General features: G+C 70.7%; 12 protein-coding genes. 3 read left to right on the top strand and 9 right to left on the bottom strand.

All coding sequences use genetic code 11. The annotated features are described in order from the left end of the window. Positions 1-108: 108 nt before the first annotated feature. Entirely contained in the window at positions 109-2,028 is a 1,920-nt protein-coding gene (locus ACFV6X_RS24765) for a glycogen debranching N-terminal domain-containing protein (protein ID WP_385386847.1), read from the bottom strand. Between the two features lie 485 nt (positions 2,029-2,513). Then, positions 2,514-4,211, bottom strand: a complete 1,698-nt coding sequence (locus ACFV6X_RS24760; RefSeq protein WP_385386846.1) for a DUF4192 domain-containing protein — start codon at positions 4,209-4,211, stop codon at positions 2,514-2,516. A gap of 141 nt (positions 4,212-4,352) precedes the next feature. On the opposite strand from ACFV6X_RS24760, the gene ACFV6X_RS24755 reads away from it, so the two are divergent. Next, on the top strand, positions 4,353-6,518 hold the full coding sequence (locus ACFV6X_RS24755) for a RecQ family ATP-dependent DNA helicase (protein WP_385386844.1): 2,166 nt from the start codon (positions 4,353-4,355) through the stop codon (positions 6,516-6,518). Positions 6,519-6,805: 287 nt separating this feature from the next. Beyond that, entirely contained in the window at positions 6,806-7,429 is a 624-nt protein-coding gene (locus ACFV6X_RS24750) for a hypothetical protein (RefSeq protein WP_385386842.1), read from the top strand. Positions 7,430-7,834: 405 nt separating this feature from the next. On the opposite strand, the gene ACFV6X_RS24745 is transcribed toward ACFV6X_RS24750, so the two are convergent. The 5 genes from ACFV6X_RS24745 to ACFV6X_RS24725 all read right to left on the bottom strand — a co-directional run bounded on the left by ACFV6X_RS24745 (position 7,835) and on the right by ACFV6X_RS24725 (position 11,946). Beyond that, the gene (locus ACFV6X_RS24745) at positions 7,835-8,488 is read right to left on the bottom strand and encodes a hypothetical protein (RefSeq protein ID WP_385386840.1); all 654 of its coding nucleotides are present in this window, start codon (positions 8,486-8,488) and stop codon (positions 7,835-7,837) included. Between the two features lie 68 nt (positions 8,489-8,556). Next, positions 8,557-9,258, bottom strand: a complete 702-nt coding sequence (locus ACFV6X_RS24740; protein ID WP_385386838.1) for a ribonuclease HII — start codon at positions 9,256-9,258, stop codon at positions 8,557-8,559. Positions 9,259-9,648: 390 nt separating this feature from the next. Next, positions 9,649-10,551, bottom strand: coding sequence for an ADP-ribosylglycohydrolase family protein (locus ACFV6X_RS24735; protein WP_385386837.1), 903 nt, complete (start codon positions 10,549-10,551; stop codon positions 9,649-9,651). Positions 10,552-10,562: 11 nt separating this feature from the next. Next, on the bottom strand, positions 10,563-11,222 hold the full coding sequence (locus ACFV6X_RS24730; RefSeq protein ID WP_385386835.1) for a histidine phosphatase family protein: 660 nt from the start codon (positions 11,220-11,222) through the stop codon (positions 10,563-10,565). A gap of 118 nt (positions 11,223-11,340) precedes the next feature. After that, positions 11,341-11,946, bottom strand: a complete 606-nt coding sequence (locus tag ACFV6X_RS24725) for a YdbC family protein (RefSeq protein WP_385386833.1) — start codon at positions 11,944-11,946, stop codon at positions 11,341-11,343. A 151-nt stretch (positions 11,947-12,097) separates the two neighbouring features. Here ACFV6X_RS24725 and ACFV6X_RS24720 point away from each other — a divergent pair, with 151 nt between their 5' ends. Next, a complete protein-coding gene (locus ACFV6X_RS24720) occupies positions 12,098-12,631 on the top strand; it encodes a TerD family protein (protein ID WP_385386832.1) in 534 nt (177 codons plus the stop codon). Between the two features lie 134 nt (positions 12,632-12,765). Here ACFV6X_RS24720 and ACFV6X_RS24715 read toward each other — a convergent pair whose 3' ends face one another. Both ACFV6X_RS24715 and nrdR read right to left on the bottom strand, forming a co-directional pair. Continuing rightward, a complete protein-coding gene (locus ACFV6X_RS24715; RefSeq protein WP_385386830.1) occupies positions 12,766-15,660 on the bottom strand; it encodes a vitamin B12-dependent ribonucleotide reductase in 2,895 nt (964 codons plus the stop codon). A 162-nt stretch (positions 15,661-15,822) separates the two neighbouring features. After that, positions 15,823-16,374: a transcriptional regulator NrdR gene (gene nrdR, locus ACFV6X_RS24710; RefSeq protein ID WP_385386828.1), complete on the bottom strand. Its 552-nt coding sequence runs from the start codon at positions 16,372-16,374 to the stop codon at positions 15,823-15,825. Positions 16,375-16,435 lie beyond the last annotated feature (61 nt).

Below are 16,435 nucleotides of genomic sequence, written 5' to 3'. Positions count from 1 at the left end.
TTCGGCGGCCGGTCCACGTCCGGGCGGTACAGGTCTCACCTGCGGCTCCCGGCGGTCGCTTGCCGTCCCGCGGGCCTGCCTGATCGGCCTCTCGGACCGCCGTCCACTTCACACCCCCAGCTGCAATCCCTCCGCCGCCTCCTCCACCATGGCGAGGCCGAGGCGGCTGACCCGTACGGAGAAGGGTGCGCCCGCGACCCGTAGTCCGTTCAGGGTGATCTCTCCCAGGGGCGCGCTGCGGACAGGACGCAGCGTGACGGTGCCCCCGGGGGCGTCCGGACGGATGCCGGCGAGAGTGGTGAGCAGCAGGATCCCGGCGGCGGCCGTGGTGGCGGCGGGGCGGCAGGCCGCCGGGTGGGGCAGCGGGGCGCTCCCGTCGCCGCGCTGCTCCCCCGCGTACATCTCGGGCAGCCGGTGATCGAATGCCCCGGCAGCCGCGAGGACGCCCCGCAGCAACGCACTCGCCTCCTTCTCGTACCCGGCGGCAGCCAGTCCCGCGACCGCTGTCGCCGTCTCCTGGATCCGTACGGCGCCGCTGCGGTGGCCGAACGGGTTGTAACCCGCCTCCTTGACGCCCAGGCCGCGCAGTCCCCACCCCGAGTCCATCGCCGGGCTGCCCAGGAGCCGGGCGAGCTGCTCGGTCTGCACCCGGTCGAGCAGCCCGGGCGCCAGTTCGCCCCCGCCCAGCAGACCGGTGTCGAGAAGGTGGACGGCGGCCGCTCCGAGATGCGGCACGCGCCGACCGTCGGGGGAACAGGCCGCCGCCGGTCGCCCGCCTCCCAGGTCGTCGACCCAGAAGCCTGTCCTGAACGCGGACCGCAGTGTTCGGGCCCAGTCCCGCAGCCCGGGCCCACCCGGCCTGCCGCAGGCGTCGAGGAGATCGGCGCCCAGCAGCGCCGCGCGATGGGCGTGTGCCTGCGTCTCGCAGCGGACGGGACCACCAGGCTGCGGGTCACACAGGTACGTGCCGTCGCCCACGGCGGTCCGCAGCCAGGTCAGACAACGCTCGGCGGCGGGCAGCAGCTCCTCCACCTCGTGCTCCGGCATCCCCCAACGGCGGGCCTCCGCGAGGAGCGCGGGGAACAGCAGCGTGGCCTCGGTGCCCGTACAGGCGGGCGGCAGGTGACCGCCCGCGTCCCGGCGCGGCCCGGGGATCAGGCCGGACTGCTGTCCGGGACCGGCGAGTTGGCTCCGGGCGAGCGCACGCAGCGTGCCCGTGGCGAGCCGGGTACCGAGCGGCAACGCCATTCTCGCGGCCGCGAGTGCGTCGGCCGGGGCGAGGCCGCAACGCCACGGTGCCCCGGCTGCGAGATACACGTCCGTCGGCTGCGCGGGATCGCGCAACAGCAGCGCCTGCAGGTCGTCGACGCTGGTCCGCAGGAACGCCTGCACGCAGGGGTCGTCACCCGACGCTCCGGCCTGGGCGAGCGGACTCGCCGCCGCGCGGCCGACCGCCCGAACGGGCCCCGCGCCGGCCGTGCGCACCCTCAACTCCAGGGTCGCGCTACCGCCCGGGGCCAGTTCGACCTCCCAGCGCAACAGGCCCGCTGAGGCCAGCGCGTCGGCGGGCGGCGGGTCCGCCGTGACCGTCGAGGCCTCTCTGCCGTCGGTCCAGCGCAGACCCGCGTCATGAACGCTGGCCGGCACCTCCGGCCCCGCGTTGCCGGACGCGATCGCGCCCAGCGCCGCCAGATCCGTGCCGAGGGCGATCTCGACGGGCAGGCGCAGAGGACGAGAGGCCGCACTGTGCAGTGTGATCCGCTCAGTGCCGTCCGCGTGCCGCGTGCGCTCGACCACGACGTCCGGGTCCGGTCCGGCGTGCGGCGAGGCGCGCAGCGTACCCACGAAGCGAGCGTGGTCGGCACCGGTCATCCGGGCCTGCACCGCGAGCGGTTCACGCCCGGCCACGCGGACCTGGCACCGGGAGAGCAACCGCCGGCCCGCGCGGTAGAAGCCCTCCAGCCCCTGCCCGGTCAACTGCCCCTGCCCGCTGGAAATGGCGAGGCCCGGAAGAGCGACGCAGATCATGGCGGTATGGGTGGGTGGCAACTCGCCGGGGCGAGGTGGGAGAGGGGATGCGGGGCGGCGTTGGTGCGGTGGTTGCGGCGCTAGGGGTCCCCCGCCGTTCATGGAGGGCTCCCGGTGCCCGAGTCCGTCGGTCCGCTGCGGCGGGCCGGTGCCCGGCCCGGGCCGTGGCGCGTGCCGGCCACGGATCGTGCGGTCGGCCGTGGGCGGAGTCGGCTGGTGCATCGGGCTGCTTCCTCTGCGCTCTGTGCGCCTCGGGCTGGACCGAGGCCGGGCGCAAGGCTCCGTCGGGACATGGCATCGCGGCGGCTCCACCCGTCCAGGCGTTCCGCCACTCAGGTGAACGGAAAGGGGCTCCTTCGGGTCACGCCCATACCCGGCCGGCCCAACCGAATGGCAGGCGGGACGCGTGCCACCGCAGTCGACACGGGCACTCCCGTCCGCGACCGAACGCTGGTCAGCACCCTGGCCCCGACTGATCGGGCAGCTCACTCGACCGCCCCTCGTGCGTCCCCCTCACTGTCGTTGCGAGCAGGAGAAACACCTAGCCGGGAAGTGCCACGACGCCGTACGCCTCCCTTCCCTGCCGAGGGCGGACGCGTACCGCCGCTGCGCCCGTTCCCCGGACCAGTCCCTCCTGCTGACACCCTGCGCCGTGGCAACGCCTTCTTCCCCACCTCTTGATCCGCCAGGGAGCGGGTGTCGGCGACGTCACCGGCAGCCAGCTCGCGGCTGGATGGCTGCGTACCCGCCACCGGCTCCGCCCCTTCTCCCCCACCCCCGTCGCCATCAGCTCCCTGCGTCGTGTCGAGGCTCTCCGGCCCCGGCGTCATGTCGAGCTCTTCGGGTGTGATCCGGGCTCGGTCGTCCCGCTCCGCGCGCAGGCAGCGGCGGATCGATTCCGGATCCAGGCCTTCGTTGACGGCCTGGTGCAGGAGTCGGGCGAAGAGATAGCTGGGATCGGTCCCCAGTGCCATGGCCAGCGCCTCTCGTGCTTCGAGGTCGTCGCCGGTCGACCAGGCCACCCAGCCCGCGAGAGTGAGGGGCGCTGCCGCGTGCTCGCCGTAGGGGCCGACGCAGCGGCGCGCCAGGGCGCGCCAGAGCCGTAGTGCGTGGGCTGCCTCGTCGCCCTCCATCCACTCGGCCACCCGATCCCGGGTGGTGCGGTCCTGCAGACCGAGAATCAAGGTCGCCGCTTCCTCGCTCCGGAGCAGGCCGTCGTCGCGGAGGTCCGCCATGAACGCGCCGGACGCGGGCGGCGCACCGGCCAGCCGGCTCATGACCTGTCGGGCCAGCTCCACCGTCTCTTCGGCCACGTCCGTGCGACTGGTGCCGTCGAGCATCCTGGGGACGAGGGCCATGCTGCCGGAGTCCAGCGCGGCCTCCTGCTCCAGTGCCGCTGCCGTCTCCCAGGGCTGGAGCCTCGCCCTCAACTCACGCAGGGTCCCGCGTACTTGGAGACCTGCGTAGGTGGCCGCGGCGGCCAGAACCGACGTACCCGGCAGTCCCATGGGCAGGCCCTCGTCCGGGCAGCATCCCTTGATCTCGCAGCAGTACGACCAGAAGCGGCTGCCCGAGATGCACAGGGCCTCGATCACCGGCACGTCGAGCTGGCCGCACTGGTATCGCAGATGGTGGGCCAGCGGGCGGAGCCGCTCCATGACGTGCTGGCCCGTTTCACCTTTGCCGGGCTCCTGGCAGACGTACGCCACGATCTGTTCCGGTCGTGCCCCTCTGCGCTCGCTTCCCCGGATCAGGCCCTGCGCCAGCTGCTCCGCGACGGACTCCCAGTCCTCCGGATTCGTCGGAATACCCAGTCGTGCCCGGCCGCCGAACCGCCCGCGCCCGCCATGCAGGGCGACCAGGACGATGCTGTCCTCCGGGCGGTAGCCGAGCAGATACGGCAGGGCGTCGGCCAGCTCGGCCGGGGTGCGCAGGGTGACGCGGTGGGCGGCGGGGAGTGCGTCACGGTTCGTGGAGGCGCCGTCGTGAATATTGCCGTCGTGTGCCGTGTGCGCTTTGCCCTCCTGTGCTGTGCGCGCGTTGCCGTCATGTGGCGTGCGCGCGTCGTCGTGTGGTGTGCGCGCGTCGTCGTGGCGGTCGTGACCGTGGGGTCGGCGCGCCCCGGCCCACCCGGCCACGTCGTCGTTCTCGAAGGATCCAGTCGGTTCGCCGTGATGCGTCATGCGCCGACGATCTCGCGGAATCCAAAACTCCGCTTAGGCCTGTGGATAAGTCCGATCAGGGACACGACACCTTCGCTCATTCCTGATCCGCGCCTGCGGTCGGCCCGCCCGTCTGTCAGTGCCGTCTTGTTGTATGGACGCATGGAGCACACGAGCAACGCGGTACTCCGCACGGACGCCGACGCCGTCCTCGCACGCCTGGTCGGCGACGCCACAGGCATGGCCCGGCTGCGCGAGGACCAGTGGCGGGCGATCGAGGCGCTGGTCGCCGAGAAGCGCCGGGCCCTGGTCGTGCAGCGCACGGGCTGGGGCAAGTCCGCGGTGTATTTCGTGGCGACCTCGTTGCTGCGGGCCCGCGGCAGCGGTCCCACCGTGATCGTCTCCCCGCTGCTCGCGCTGATGCGCAACCAGGTCGAGGCCGCGGCACGCGCCGGGATCCACGCCCGGACGATCAACTCCGCGAACACCGAGGAGTGGGACGCCGTGCAGGCGGAGATCGCCGCGGGCGAGGTCGACGTCCTGCTGGTCAGTCCGGAGCGCCTCAACAACCCGGACTTCCGCGACCAGGTGCTGCCCGCGCTCTCGGCGACGACCGGGCTCCTGGTCGTGGACGAGGCCCACTGCATCTCCGACTGGGGCCACGACTTCCGCCCGGACTACCGGCGGCTGCGCACCATGCTCACCGATCTGCCGGCGGGCGTGCCTGTGCTCGCCACCACGGCCACCGCCAACGCGCGCGTGACAGCGGATGTCGCGGAACAGCTCGGTACCGGCGGCACGTCGGACGCCCTGGTCCTGAGGGGCCCGCTGGACCGGGAGAGCCTGAGCCTCGGTGTGCTGCCGCTGCCGGACGCCGCGCACCGCATGGCGTGGCTCGCCGACCATCTCGACGATCTGCCGGGTTCGGGGATCATCTACACGCTGACCGTGGCCGCCGCGGAGGAGGTCACCGCGTTCCTGCGCCATAGGGGACACGCTGTCGCCTCGTACACCGGGAAGACGGAGAACGCCGAGCGCCAGCAGTCCGAGGACGACCTGCTCGGGAACAAGGTCAAGGCCCTGGTGGCCACCTCGGCCCTCGGGATGGGCTTCGACAAGCCCGACCTCGGTTTCGTGGTCCACCTCGGCTCGCCCTCCTCCCCCATCGCCTACTACCAGCAGGTCGGCCGCGCGGGCCGTGGCGTCAAGCACGCCGAGGTCCTCCTGCTGCCCGGGAGGGAGGACGAGGCGATCTGGGAGTACTTCGCCTCCCTCGCCTTCCCCTCGGAAGAGCTGGTGCGCCGCACGCTCGACGTCCTCGCACGCGCGGAGCGGCCCATGTCGCTCCCCGCCCTGGAACCGCTGGTGGAGCTGCGTCGCTCCCGGCTGGAGACCATGCTCAAGGTCCTCGACGTGGACGGGGCGGTGCACCGGGTCAAGGGCGGCTGGATCGCGACCGGGCAGCCCTGGACGTACGACTCGGAGCGTTACGACTGGGTCGCCCGGCAGCGCAAAGCAGAGCAGCAGGCGATGCGGGAGTACGCGGCGACCACGGAATGCCGCATGGAGTTCCTGCAACGCCAGCTGGACGACGAGGGCGCCAAGCCCTGCGGCCGCTGTGACAACTGCGCGGGTGCGCGCTTCACCGCGGACACGTCGACGTCCGCGCTGGACGCCGCACGCGTCGATCTGGGCCGGGCGGGCGTCGAGGTGGAGCCCCGCCGGATGTGGCCCACCGGTCTGCCCGCGATCGGCGTGGACCTCAAGGGCCGCATTCCGGCCGGTGAGCAGGCCTGGCCGGGCCGCGCGCTGGGGCGGTTGTCGGACATCGGCTGGGGCAACCGGCTACGGCCGATGCTCGCCGCGCAGGCCCCGGACGGTCCCGTGCCGGACGACGTGGCGAAGGCCGTGGTCGGTGTGCTGGCCGACTGGGCCAAGGGGCCCGGTGGCTGGGCTCCGGGCGCGGCGGATGCCCAGCCGCGTCCCGTAGGCGTGGTCACGGTCGCCTCGCGCACCCGGCCGCAGCTGATCAGCTCGCTGGGCGCGCGCATCGCGGAGGTCGGCCGACTGCCGTTGCTGGGTTCGGTGGAGTACGCGGCCGACGTGCCGCCGGTCTCACGGAGCAACAGCGCCCAGCGCCTCAAGGCACTCGACGGAGCGCTGACCGTACCGCCCGCCCTCGGCGCGGCGCTGGCCGAGACGCCTGGCCCTGTCCTCCTCGTGGACGACTTCACGGAGACGGGCTGGACCCTCGCGGTAACGGCCCGCCTGCTCCGGCGCGCGGGCGCGCAGGGGGTGTTGCCTCTCGTCCTCGCCGTACAGGGCTGACCGCCCACGTGCATTCGTGGTGCACGCGCGCGTACCGCCCACACCCGCTACCTGCGTTGTCCCACCTGGCATCACCCAGCACCCCACGGGGTACGGATATAAGCCACGGACCACTCGATAAGGGCCGGGCGCCCCAATTGCTCGTTGCCGCATCCCAGTTCGGCGGGAAGAATTGAGGTCCGCTCCCCGCACGGCTCATCCCGTGATCAGGTAGGGCTCTGCTGCGGTGTGCGCTCCCCCGATCCAGACCTCGCCCGCAGTGTGGGCGCGTAGCCGAAGGGAGGAACGTGACCTTCGGATTCGCTCCGTCCTCCGCGGCATCCGCGTCGACTTCCGCCGCATCAGTCAACGCTGGTGCGCGACTGCTGGAACCCGCAGAGTGGGCCGCCGCGGGCATCCCGCTGCTGCGCAACCCTCGGGAAGTCGTCAGCGGCCTGCACACGCGACACCGCCCCGCCCCGTCCACGGCGATCGTGGCTGTCCTCGACGTGGACGATCGGCTGTGCGCGAGCGCCTCGTTCGCCAGGCGTCCGGCGGCCGCCGACGGCTGGGTCCTCCGCAACGCGCTGCTCGACCAACTGCGCCGGGTCATCCCGCACGACCTGCGCCGCCGCACACCGGTACGGACTGCCGTGCTGCTCTACTGCCGAGAGGGCGACGCGCGTTGGACGGAGGAGGACGGCGCGTGGATGTGGGGTCTGCGAGACGCCTGCACACTGCACGGACTGCGCTGCGGGGCGTACATCACACTGACCCGCGACGGCTGGCAGGTCCTCGGCGAGGGACGGGGCGGCCGCCGCCCCAACTCCGCATCGGCGCCCGAGCCGTTCGCGACGTCGGAGGCCCCGCCCCCGCCGCCGCGCACCGGAGGCGCCGCCTCCGACATCCTGAGCCGCGTGGCAGCCCGCTGAGGGCCGCCGGCCCCGAGCACCGGGACCGGCGCGGCACGCCGACCGCATACGGCGACCGGTCAGCGTGGCGTCACAGAGACCCCGCCCCTCCGGACAGGCCGGAGGACAGCCGAGGACACCTGCAGACAGGAACCACCTACAGGCAGAAGTACACCGCAGGCGGAAGGACACAGGCAGGCGGAAGGACACAGGCAGGAAAGAGGAAACCGACAACACACCCGTCACGCCCGCCCGAGCTCATCGCTCGCGCACGCCCTTCGCACAAGCCATCGCTCGCGCACGCCCTTCGCACAAACCATCGCCCGCGCACACCCTTCGCGCGAGCACGCCAAAGGCCGCACCGTGCAATGGCCGCCGGGACGGCGTATTCGCCGACCCAACGCCCCCGATCTGCTGGAACCGGGCTCAGACGCCCGCGCCCAGCACCGAGTTGATCTGCTGCGGGTCGCCGCAGACGATCAGCAGGGCGCCGGCCCGGGTGAGAGCCAGAGGCAGTGCGGTGACAGCAGCGGTGTCGGAACCACCGTTGACTGCGACCACGACCACAGGCCGGGACGCGGCACGGTCGGCCACGGCGGCATCGGCGTAGAAGACGTCGTCGTCGGCGTCGTGTTGCGCCCAGTACGACGCCTCACCGAAGGACAGCTCGTGAGCGGCCCAGGGGTGCGGCTCGCCGGTGGTGATCACCAGCACGTCACTGGGGGCGCGGCCGGACTCCAGCAGCAGGTCCACGGCTTCCTCGGCAGCGTCGAGCGCACCCTCGGCCGGGGCCGGGATGAGCTGGATCTGCGGAGTCGCCGGAGCCGAAGCCGGAGCGGACGCGGCAGGGGTGGCGGTTACGGCCGGACCCGCGGGGCCGGGCTTGGCCGACCCGACCGCACCCGGACGCTGCGCCGGCGGCGAGGGCCGGAGAGCGCCGGGACGACCAGGACGCGGCGGGGCCGCGGGGCGGGGGCCGGGTACGGGACGAGGGCTCGGCGCGGTACGGCCACTGGCCGAAGCAGCGCGGGGACCCTGGGCACTCTCGTGAATCTGAGGCTCCTCGGGGATGAGAGGCATGAGTTGATGTCTATCAAACGTTGGTACGGGTCGCGCCAGTGGGTGGCACATACGTGCGACCGGAACCGTCAGAAATCGAAGCCGAGCTGACCGTCGATCTCCGGAACGCTTCCGTCCGCCCAGCTGCGGGCCTTCTTGAGATGCCGCCATTGCGGCAGCGCATCAAGATACGCCCACGACAACCGGTGGTAGGGGGTGGGGCCCCGCTCCGCCAGTGCGGCCTTGTGCACGGGTGAGGGATACCCGGCGTTGTCCGCAAAACCGAAGTCTGCATGGTCGATACCCAGTTCGGCCATCATTTTGTCGCGCTGAACCTTGGCGATCACCGAGGCGGCCGCCACGGCCACGCACGACTGATCGCCCTTGATCACCGTACGGACCTGCCACGGCGCCCCGAGGTAGTTGTGCTTGCCGTCGAGGATCACCGCATCGGGACGGATCGGCAGCGCGTCCAGGGCTCGCACGGCCGCGATCCGCAGCGCCGCCGTCATCCCGAGGTCGTCGATCTCCTCCGGGGACGCGTGCCCCAAGGCGTACGACGTCACCCAGGTCCGCAACAGTTCGGCGATCTCGGTCCGCCGTTTCACGGTGAGCAGCTTGGAGTCGGTGAGACCCAGGGGAGGCCGGCGCAGTCCGGTGATCGCCGCGCAGACGGTGACGGGACCGGCCCAGGCGCCGCGCCCCACCTCGTCGACACCGGCAATGATCTTCGCTCCGGTCGTTGCGCGGAGGGAGCGCTCGACGGTGTGGGTGGGTGGTTCGTACGGCATGGCGCACTTAGATTACGCCGCCCCCAACCCCCTCCGACACCCTGGTCCCCCAAGCCACCGTCAGGGGCGCCGCAACCCGTTTCAGCCTCCGGGCGCGGGCGCACCAGCGCGACCGTCGGCTGACCGTCCGGCTCCTCGTCGAACGGTCGACCAGCTCCTCGATGTCCTGGTCGCACCATTCGCTCCAGCACACATTCGACCGACCCACCCTCATCGCCGACATGGCGTCGTGGACACATCGGTCCGCCGCGTCCGACCGCATCTCCACCGGCTCAATTCCGCGGCCGATCACCTGTACCGCCTCCTGACCGTGGGTCCACCGCGCCGCGCAGGACGACATCGCGAAAGCGCTCATCCCGCACGCCGTCGCATTCGTGAATCCGAACCGATCTAGGCCGAGGCACCCAGCCAGTCGGGCAGCGCCTCCGTCTGGCCCGCCCACTCCGCGGGCGGCGCGCCGGCCTTCTCCGCGGCGAGCACGCCGCCCACGATGGCGCAGGTTGTGTCCACGTCGCCGCCGGCCTGTGCGGTCGTCCAGAACGCCTGCTCGTAGTCGCCGAGGGAGCGTGCGGCCGACCAGAGGGCGAAGGGCACTGTGTCATGGGCGGACGTCCGCCGCCCGCAGCCCAGTACCGCCGCGACCGTGGCCGGATCGCCGTAGTCGAGCATGTCGCGGGCGCGGCGCAGCCCTGCGCCGACGGCGCTCTTCGGCACGAGTGCGACGACGTCGTCGAGCAGCGACTCGGGGCTCGGCGGTCCGCCGGGGGCCCCGACCAGCGCGGCGGCCGCCGCGACGGCCATGGCGCCGACCACGGCCTCACGGTGCTGATGTGTCGGGTAGGCGGAGATCTCGGCCTGGTGCGTGGCCTGCTCGGGGTCGCCGGCGTACCAGGCGCCCAGCGGGGCGATGCGCATCGCGGCTCCGTTGCCCCAGGAGCCCCTGCCGTTGAAGAGCGCGGAGGACAGTTCCCGCCAGTCGCCGCCTTCGCGGATCAGCCGGAGCATCCGGTTGACCGCGGGGCCGTAGCCGCGGTCGAAGTCCTGGCGCTCGGCGAAGGAGCGCGCGAGGGCGTCTTGGTCGATCCGCCGGTGGGCGGCAAGGACGGCGACCACGGAGCAGGCCATCTCCGTGTCGTCGGTCCACTGCCAGGGGCCGAGTGGCAGCTCGCGGCGCTTGAGCAGCGGATAGTTCACCGGCACGAAGAACTGGGAGCCCAGGGCGTCCCCGACCGCGAGTCCGCGCAGGCTGGCCAGGGCGCGATCCAGGGGCCCGCCGGGAGAGGAGTCAGTCATCGCTCTGCCACCTATCCAGTGATCCCGTACGGTTCCGGATCTCGCCAGCGGTCGAACGGCCGGTCAAGCGTGTACTTGCCGTCCTCCCCCAGAACGAGCATCCGTATCTCGCCGTTCCCGGGATTCGACAGCGACTCGAACTCGGCCACGGTCCAGTGGAACCAGCGCATGCAGAACAGCCGCATGGCCAGGCCATGCGTCACCAGCAGAACGTTGGACGGATGATCCGGCGCCTCGAAGCTGCGGTACAGACTCTCCAGGAAGCCGCCGACCCGGTCGTACACGTCGGCGCCGCTCTCGCCCTGCGCGAAGCGGTAGAAGAAGTGCCCGTACGCGTCGCGGTAGGCCTTCTGCAGCCTCACGTCGTCGCAGTCCTGCCAGTTTCCCCAGTCCTGCTCGCGCAGCCGGGGCTCCTCGCGCACGCGTATCAGGTCGGGGTCGAGGTGGAAGGCGCGGAGCGTCTCATGGGTACGGCGGTACGGCGAGACGTACACGCTCACCTGTTCGCGTCCGAAGAGGTCGCGGAGCCGCTTGCCGGCGTCCTCGGCCTGTCGCCATCCGCGTTCGGTCAGTGCCAGTGAGTGATCAGGCTCGCGTTCGTACACGGAGTCATCAATATTGCCCGTTGACTCGCCGTGCCGGACAAGGACGATGCGCCGTGGTCGTGCCATGCCAAAACCCTAGTTCGGGCGAGGCCATATCGAGCACTCGTACGGGCTCCATACGGCGTAGGTCACACACTTCCCGCACCATACGCCACATAGGGCGCACGTTCTCCGGCACCGGAATTCAGACGATCCAGGTCGGCTCCAGTTCCACGATGTCGCCCGTGAGTGCCGCGACGTCCGCCTCCGTCTGCGCCCGCAGAGCGAGCCTCTCCACGCGCTCGGTGCGGTATTTGCCGTGCTCGGCGGCCGACCGCCACATCGAAAGGACCATGAACTCATGTCCCGGGGCCTCGGCGAACAGCCCGCGGATCATCCCCGGTGAGCCGGCCATCGCGGGATTCCAGACCTTCTCCTGCATCAGCGTGAAGTTCTCGACCCGCTCCTCGTGGACGCGGCAGAGGGCCACCCGGACCAGGTCGGCGTCCGTGAAGCGCGGTTCGAAGCCCGTCTTCACGTCGAAGCGGTAGTCGAACAGCCTGACCTGGGCATCCTTGAAGGTGCCGACCTGGGCCGTGGCCAGCCGGTCGTGGGAGCGGGCCATGAAGGAGTCGTAGAAGGCACGGCTTTCCCAGAAGGCGAAGATGTGCGCCACCGAGGGCCGGCTCCGGCTCCAGCCCCCGCCCTGTCCCCGAAATCCCGGCTCCCCCGGAAGCCCCGCCCATTTTCGCTGCCCCCGCTCGAAGCCGCGGCGGTCCACCACGGTGCAGCGAATCCACTTGACCAGCACCGCGCCATCGTACGGCCACGGGCGTGGCGCCGGTCACGTTCGGACGCGGCGCACTCGCGCACGCCCACCCGTGCGCGTGGCAGGATGGACAACCGGCGTGGATCGCCCGGCAGTTCGGGCTGCGGGCGCATGGGAAGGGGGACGACGTCCGATGAGCGGCATCAGCAAGGGGATCCGCAAGGTCGAGATCGCGGTCAAATGGGACCCGAGTGCGGCGGGGCAGCCGCCGACCGATCTGGACATAGTGGCCGCCACCTACCTGGCAAGTGATCCCTACGGCGATCCCGCCTACATGGTCCACTTCGACAGCCGCTCCCCCGACGGCACCATCACGCTCAACCGGGACAGCAAGGACGGCAAGGGCTTCGGGTGGGACGAGGTCCTGACGGTGGAACTCGACCGGCTGGACCCCCGCTACGCGCGCGTGGTGGTCGGGGTCATCATCCAGCAGCGCCCCGACCGGCGCACGTTCGTCAGCGTCGTCAAACCGTCCCTGCGCATCCGCGAGGGCTACACGGACCTCGCCACGGACGACTTCGGCAGCGTCCCCGGCTCCACGGCGGCCAGGGTCGCGGAGTTCGTCCGCAGCGACTCCGGGGCATGGGACTTCCACTCCGGCGTCCACGGTTTCGAGGACGATCCCACCAGCTTCACCAGCTCGATGGGCCGCCCGCACCAGCCCTGACCACACGCCGCCTCCGCATCACGTGCCACCCCAGCGGCACGGCTGCCGTCGAGCACAGACCTGAGCGCATACGACAACGAGGGGCGCCGGCACAGAGCCGACACCCCTCGTTCTCAGGGACTATTTGTCAGGCGTCAGCTGCAGCCGCTCGTCGAGCCGCAGCCCTCGCAGATGTAGCAGGAGCCGGCGCGCTGCATCTTCGTGCCGCAGGAGAAGCACAGCGGGGCGTCGGCCTGGATGCCCAGCTGCATCTCCACCAGCTCGGCGCTGGTGTGGGCCTGCTGCGGGGCGGGCTTGGCCGCCTCGACCTCGGCCTTCGGCATGGCGACGGCCTTGAGTTCCTGAGCGCGCGGCGCCGACTGGGCCAGGCCCTCGACGTCCACGTCCTCGTCCGACGGCTCGTACGAACCGGTCTCCAGGTGCCGCTGACGCTCCTCGGCGGAGTGGATGCCGAGCGCGGAACGCGTCTCGAACGGCAGGAAGTCCAGCGCCAGGCGGCGGAAGATGTAGTCGACGATCGACTGGGCCATGCGGACGTCGGGGTCGTCGGTCATACCCGCCGGCTCGAAGCGCATGTTCGTGAACTTCGAGACGTACGTCTCCAGCGGCACGCCGTACTGCAGGCCCACCGAGACGGCGATCGAGAAGGCGTCCATCATGCCCGCGAGGGTCGAGCCCTGCTTGGACATCTTCAGGAAGACCTCGCCGAGACCGTCGTCCGGGTAGGAGTTGGCCGTCATGTAGCCCTCGGCGCCGCCGACGGTGAAGGACGTGGTGATACCGGGACGTCCCTTCGGCAGGCGCTTGCGGACCGGGCGGTACTCGACGACCTTCTCGACCGTCTCGCGGATGGTGGCCTCGGCCTTCTCCGTGATCTCGGTCTTCTCCTTCTCCTTGGTCTTGGCGGAGAGGGGCTGGCCGACCTTGCAGTTGTCGCGGTAGATGGCGAGCGCCTTGACGCCCATCTTCCAGGCCTCGAAGTAGACCTCTTCGACGTCCTCGACGGTCGCCGTCTCCGGCAGATTGACCGTCTTGGACAGCGCGCCGGAGATCCAGGGCTGGATCGCGGCCATCATCCGGACGTGACCCATCGCGGAGATGGAGCGCTCGCCCATGGCGCAGTCGAACACCTCGTAGTGCTCGTGCTTGAGGCCCGGAGCGTCGATCACATTGCCGTGCTCGGCGATGTGGGCGACGATCGCCTCGATCTGCTCCTCCTGGTAGCCCAGGCGGCGCAGGGCCTGCGGGACGGTGCCGTTGACGATCTGCATCGAGCCGCCGCCGACCAGCTTCTTGAACTTGACCAGGGCGAGGTCGGGCTCGAGGCCGGTGGTGTCGCAGGACATCGCGAGACCGATGGTGCCGGTGGGGGCGATGACGGACGCCTGGGAGTTACGGAAACCGTTCTTCTCGCCGAGGCGCAGCACGTCCTGCCAGGCCTCCGTGGCGGCGGCCCAGATCGGCGTGTCCAGGTCGTCCATGCGGACGGCCTTGCCGTTGGCGTCGGAGTGCTGCTTCATGACCCGCTGGTGCGGCTGGGCGTTGCGGGCGTAGCCGTCGTACGGGCCGACGACCGCGGCGAGTTCGGCGGAGCGCCGGTACGACGTGCCGGTCATCAGGGAGGTGATGGCGCCGGCCAGGGCACGGCCGCCGTCGGAGTCGTACGCGTGGCCGGTCGCCATCAGCAGGGCGCCGAGGTTGGCGTAGCCGATGCCGAGCTGACGGAATGCGCGCGTGTTCTCGCCGATCTTCTGCGTCGGGAAGTCCGCGAAGCAGATGGAGATGTCCATCGCGGTGATGACCAGCTCGACGACCTTGGCGAAGCGCTCGACCTCGAAGGACTGGTTGCCCTTGCCGTCGTCCTTGAGGAACTTCATCAGGTTCAGCGAGGCGAGGTTGCAGGACGTGTTGTCCAGGTGCATGTACTCGCTGCACGGGTTAGAGCCGTTGATGCGGCCGGACTCCGGGCACGTGTGCCAGTGGTTGATGGTGTCGTCGTACTGGATGCCCGGGTCGGCGCAGGCCCAGGCCGCCTCTGCCATCTTGCGGAACAGGGACTTGGCGTCGACCTCTTCGATGACCTCGCCGGTCATCCGCGCGCGGAGGCCGAACTTGCCACCCTGCTCGACCGCCTTCATGAACTCGTCGTTCACACGGACCGAGTTGTTGGCGTTCTGGTACTGGACGGACGTGATGTCGTCGCCGCCCAGGTCCATGTCGAAGCCCGCGTCGCGCAGGGCGCGGATCTTCTCCTCTTCCTTCACCTTGGTCTCGATGAAGTCCTCGATGTCGGGGTGGTCGACGTCGAGGATGACCATCTTGGCGGCGCGGCGGGTGGCGCCACCGGACTTGATCGTTCCTGCGGAGGCGTCGGCACCGCGCATGAAGGACACCGGACCGGAGGCGTTGCCGCCGGACGAGAGCAGTTCCTTGGAGGAGCGGATGCGGGAGAGGTTCAGGCCGGCTCCGGAGCCGCCCTTGAAGATCATGCCCTCTTCCTTGTACCAGTCGAGGATCGACTCCATGGAGTCGTCGACGGACAGGATGAAGCAGGCGGAGACCTGCTGCGGCTGGGGAGTGCCGACGTTGAACCAGACGGGGCTGTTGAAGCTGAAGATCTGGTGCAGGAGGGCGTAGGCCAGCTCGTGCTCGAAGATCTCGGCGTCGGCGGGCGAGGCGAAGTAGTTGTAGTCCTCGCCGGCCTTCCGGTACGTCTTCACGATGCGGTCGATCAGCTGCCTGAGACCGGTCTCGCGCTGCGGGGTGCCCACGGCACCCCGGAAGTACTTGCTGGTGACGATGTTGACCGCGTTCACCGACCAGAAGTCGGGGAACTCGACGCCACGCTGCTCGAAATTGATCGAGCCGTCGCGCCAGTTGGTCATGACGACGTCACGGCGCTCCCAGGCCACCTCGTCGTACGGATGTACGCCGGGGGTGGTGTGGATGCGCTCGATACGCAGTCCCTTGGTCGCCTTGGTGCCCTTGGCGCGGGAACTCCGTGCCGGACCGCTCGCCGTCTCTGTCATGCCGCCTCCCTCTACGGGCAAAAACGCCCTGAAGTGCCCCGATGTTCCCGTGGCACGGTGTTCTGTCTGGTGTTGCGGGGCCCTCTCACTGCCGCCCGCAACAGGTCTTCGGTCGCCGCCGACCGGCCGGCCCGGATGCCGCCTCCAGGCCCGGCCCGCCGTTCAGTCGGCGGAGCGCGCGGGCTCGGGGAGCTGAGCTGCCCCTCCGGACCCGCGGTCGTCTTCCTGGCTCCCCGTGCCGCCGGCTTCGTCGTCCGCGGCGGGGTGTTCCGGCTTTTCCCTGAGTTCCGCGATCGCCGCCTCGAAGTCCTCCAGCGACTCGAACGCCCGGTAGACGGAGGCGAATCGCAGATAGGCGACGAGATCGAGCTCCTGCAGCGGGCCGAGTATGGCCAGCCCCACGTCGTGGGTGGTCAGCTCGGCACTCCCGGTGGCCCGCACCGCCTCCTCGACCCGCTGGCCGAGCAGGGCGAGCGCGTCCTCGGTGACAGGCCGCCCCTGGCATGCCTTGCGCACGCCGTTGATGACCTTGGTGCGACTGAAGGGCTCGGTGACTCCGGACCGCTTCACCACCATGAGCGAGCACGTCTCCACGGTCGTGAAACGACGGGAGCAGTCAGGGCACTGGCGGCGTCTGCGGATCGACGTGCCGTCGTCGGTCGTACGACTGTCGACCACACGGCTGTCGGGGTGCCTGCAGAAGGGGCAGTGCATGGATTCCCAACCCTCCTCACAGCAGACTCAACAGCCTCAACAGACCCCTGGGCCCCTCGAA

Source organism: Streptomyces sp. NPDC059861, from assembly GCF_042731435.1.
Lineage (GTDB): Bacteria > Actinomycetota > Actinomycetes > Streptomycetales > Streptomycetaceae > Streptomyces.
This window is presented reverse-complemented; position numbering and strand designations above follow the sequence as displayed.

Bases quoted from the DNA above. Each gene is read 5' to 3' on its own strand.
- ACFV6X_RS24755 (WP_385386844.1), top strand. From the start codon at position 4,353: ATGGAGCACACGAGCAACGCGGTACTCCGCACGGACGCCGACGCCGTC.
- nrdR (WP_385386828.1), bottom strand. From the start codon at position 16,374: ATGCACTGCCCCTTCTGCAGGCACCCCGACAGCCGTGTGGTCGACAGT.
- ACFV6X_RS24735 (WP_385386837.1), bottom strand. From the start codon at position 10,551: ATGACTGACTCCTCTCCCGGCGGGCCCCTGGATCGCGCCCTGGCCAGC.
- ACFV6X_RS24715 (WP_385386830.1), bottom strand. From the start codon at position 15,660: ATGACAGAGACGGCGAGCGGTCCGGCACGGAGTTCCCGCGCCAAGGGC.
- ACFV6X_RS24740 (WP_385386838.1), bottom strand. From the start codon at position 9,258: ATGCCGTACGAACCACCCACCCACACCGTCGAGCGCTCCCTCCGCGCA.
- ACFV6X_RS24765 (WP_385386847.1), bottom strand. From the start codon at position 2,028: ATGATCTGCGTCGCTCTTCCGGGCCTCGCCATTTCCAGCGGGCAGGGG.
- ACFV6X_RS24760 (WP_385386846.1), bottom strand. From the start codon at position 4,211: ATGACGCATCACGGCGAACCGACTGGATCCTTCGAGAACGACGACGTG.
- ACFV6X_RS24720 (WP_385386832.1), top strand. From the start codon at position 12,098: ATGAGCGGCATCAGCAAGGGGATCCGCAAGGTCGAGATCGCGGTCAAA.
- ACFV6X_RS24745 (WP_385386840.1), bottom strand. From the start codon at position 8,488: ATGCCTCTCATCCCCGAGGAGCCTCAGATTCACGAGAGTGCCCAGGGT.
- ACFV6X_RS24730 (WP_385386835.1), bottom strand. From the start codon at position 11,222: ATGGCACGACCACGGCGCATCGTCCTTGTCCGGCACGGCGAGTCAACG.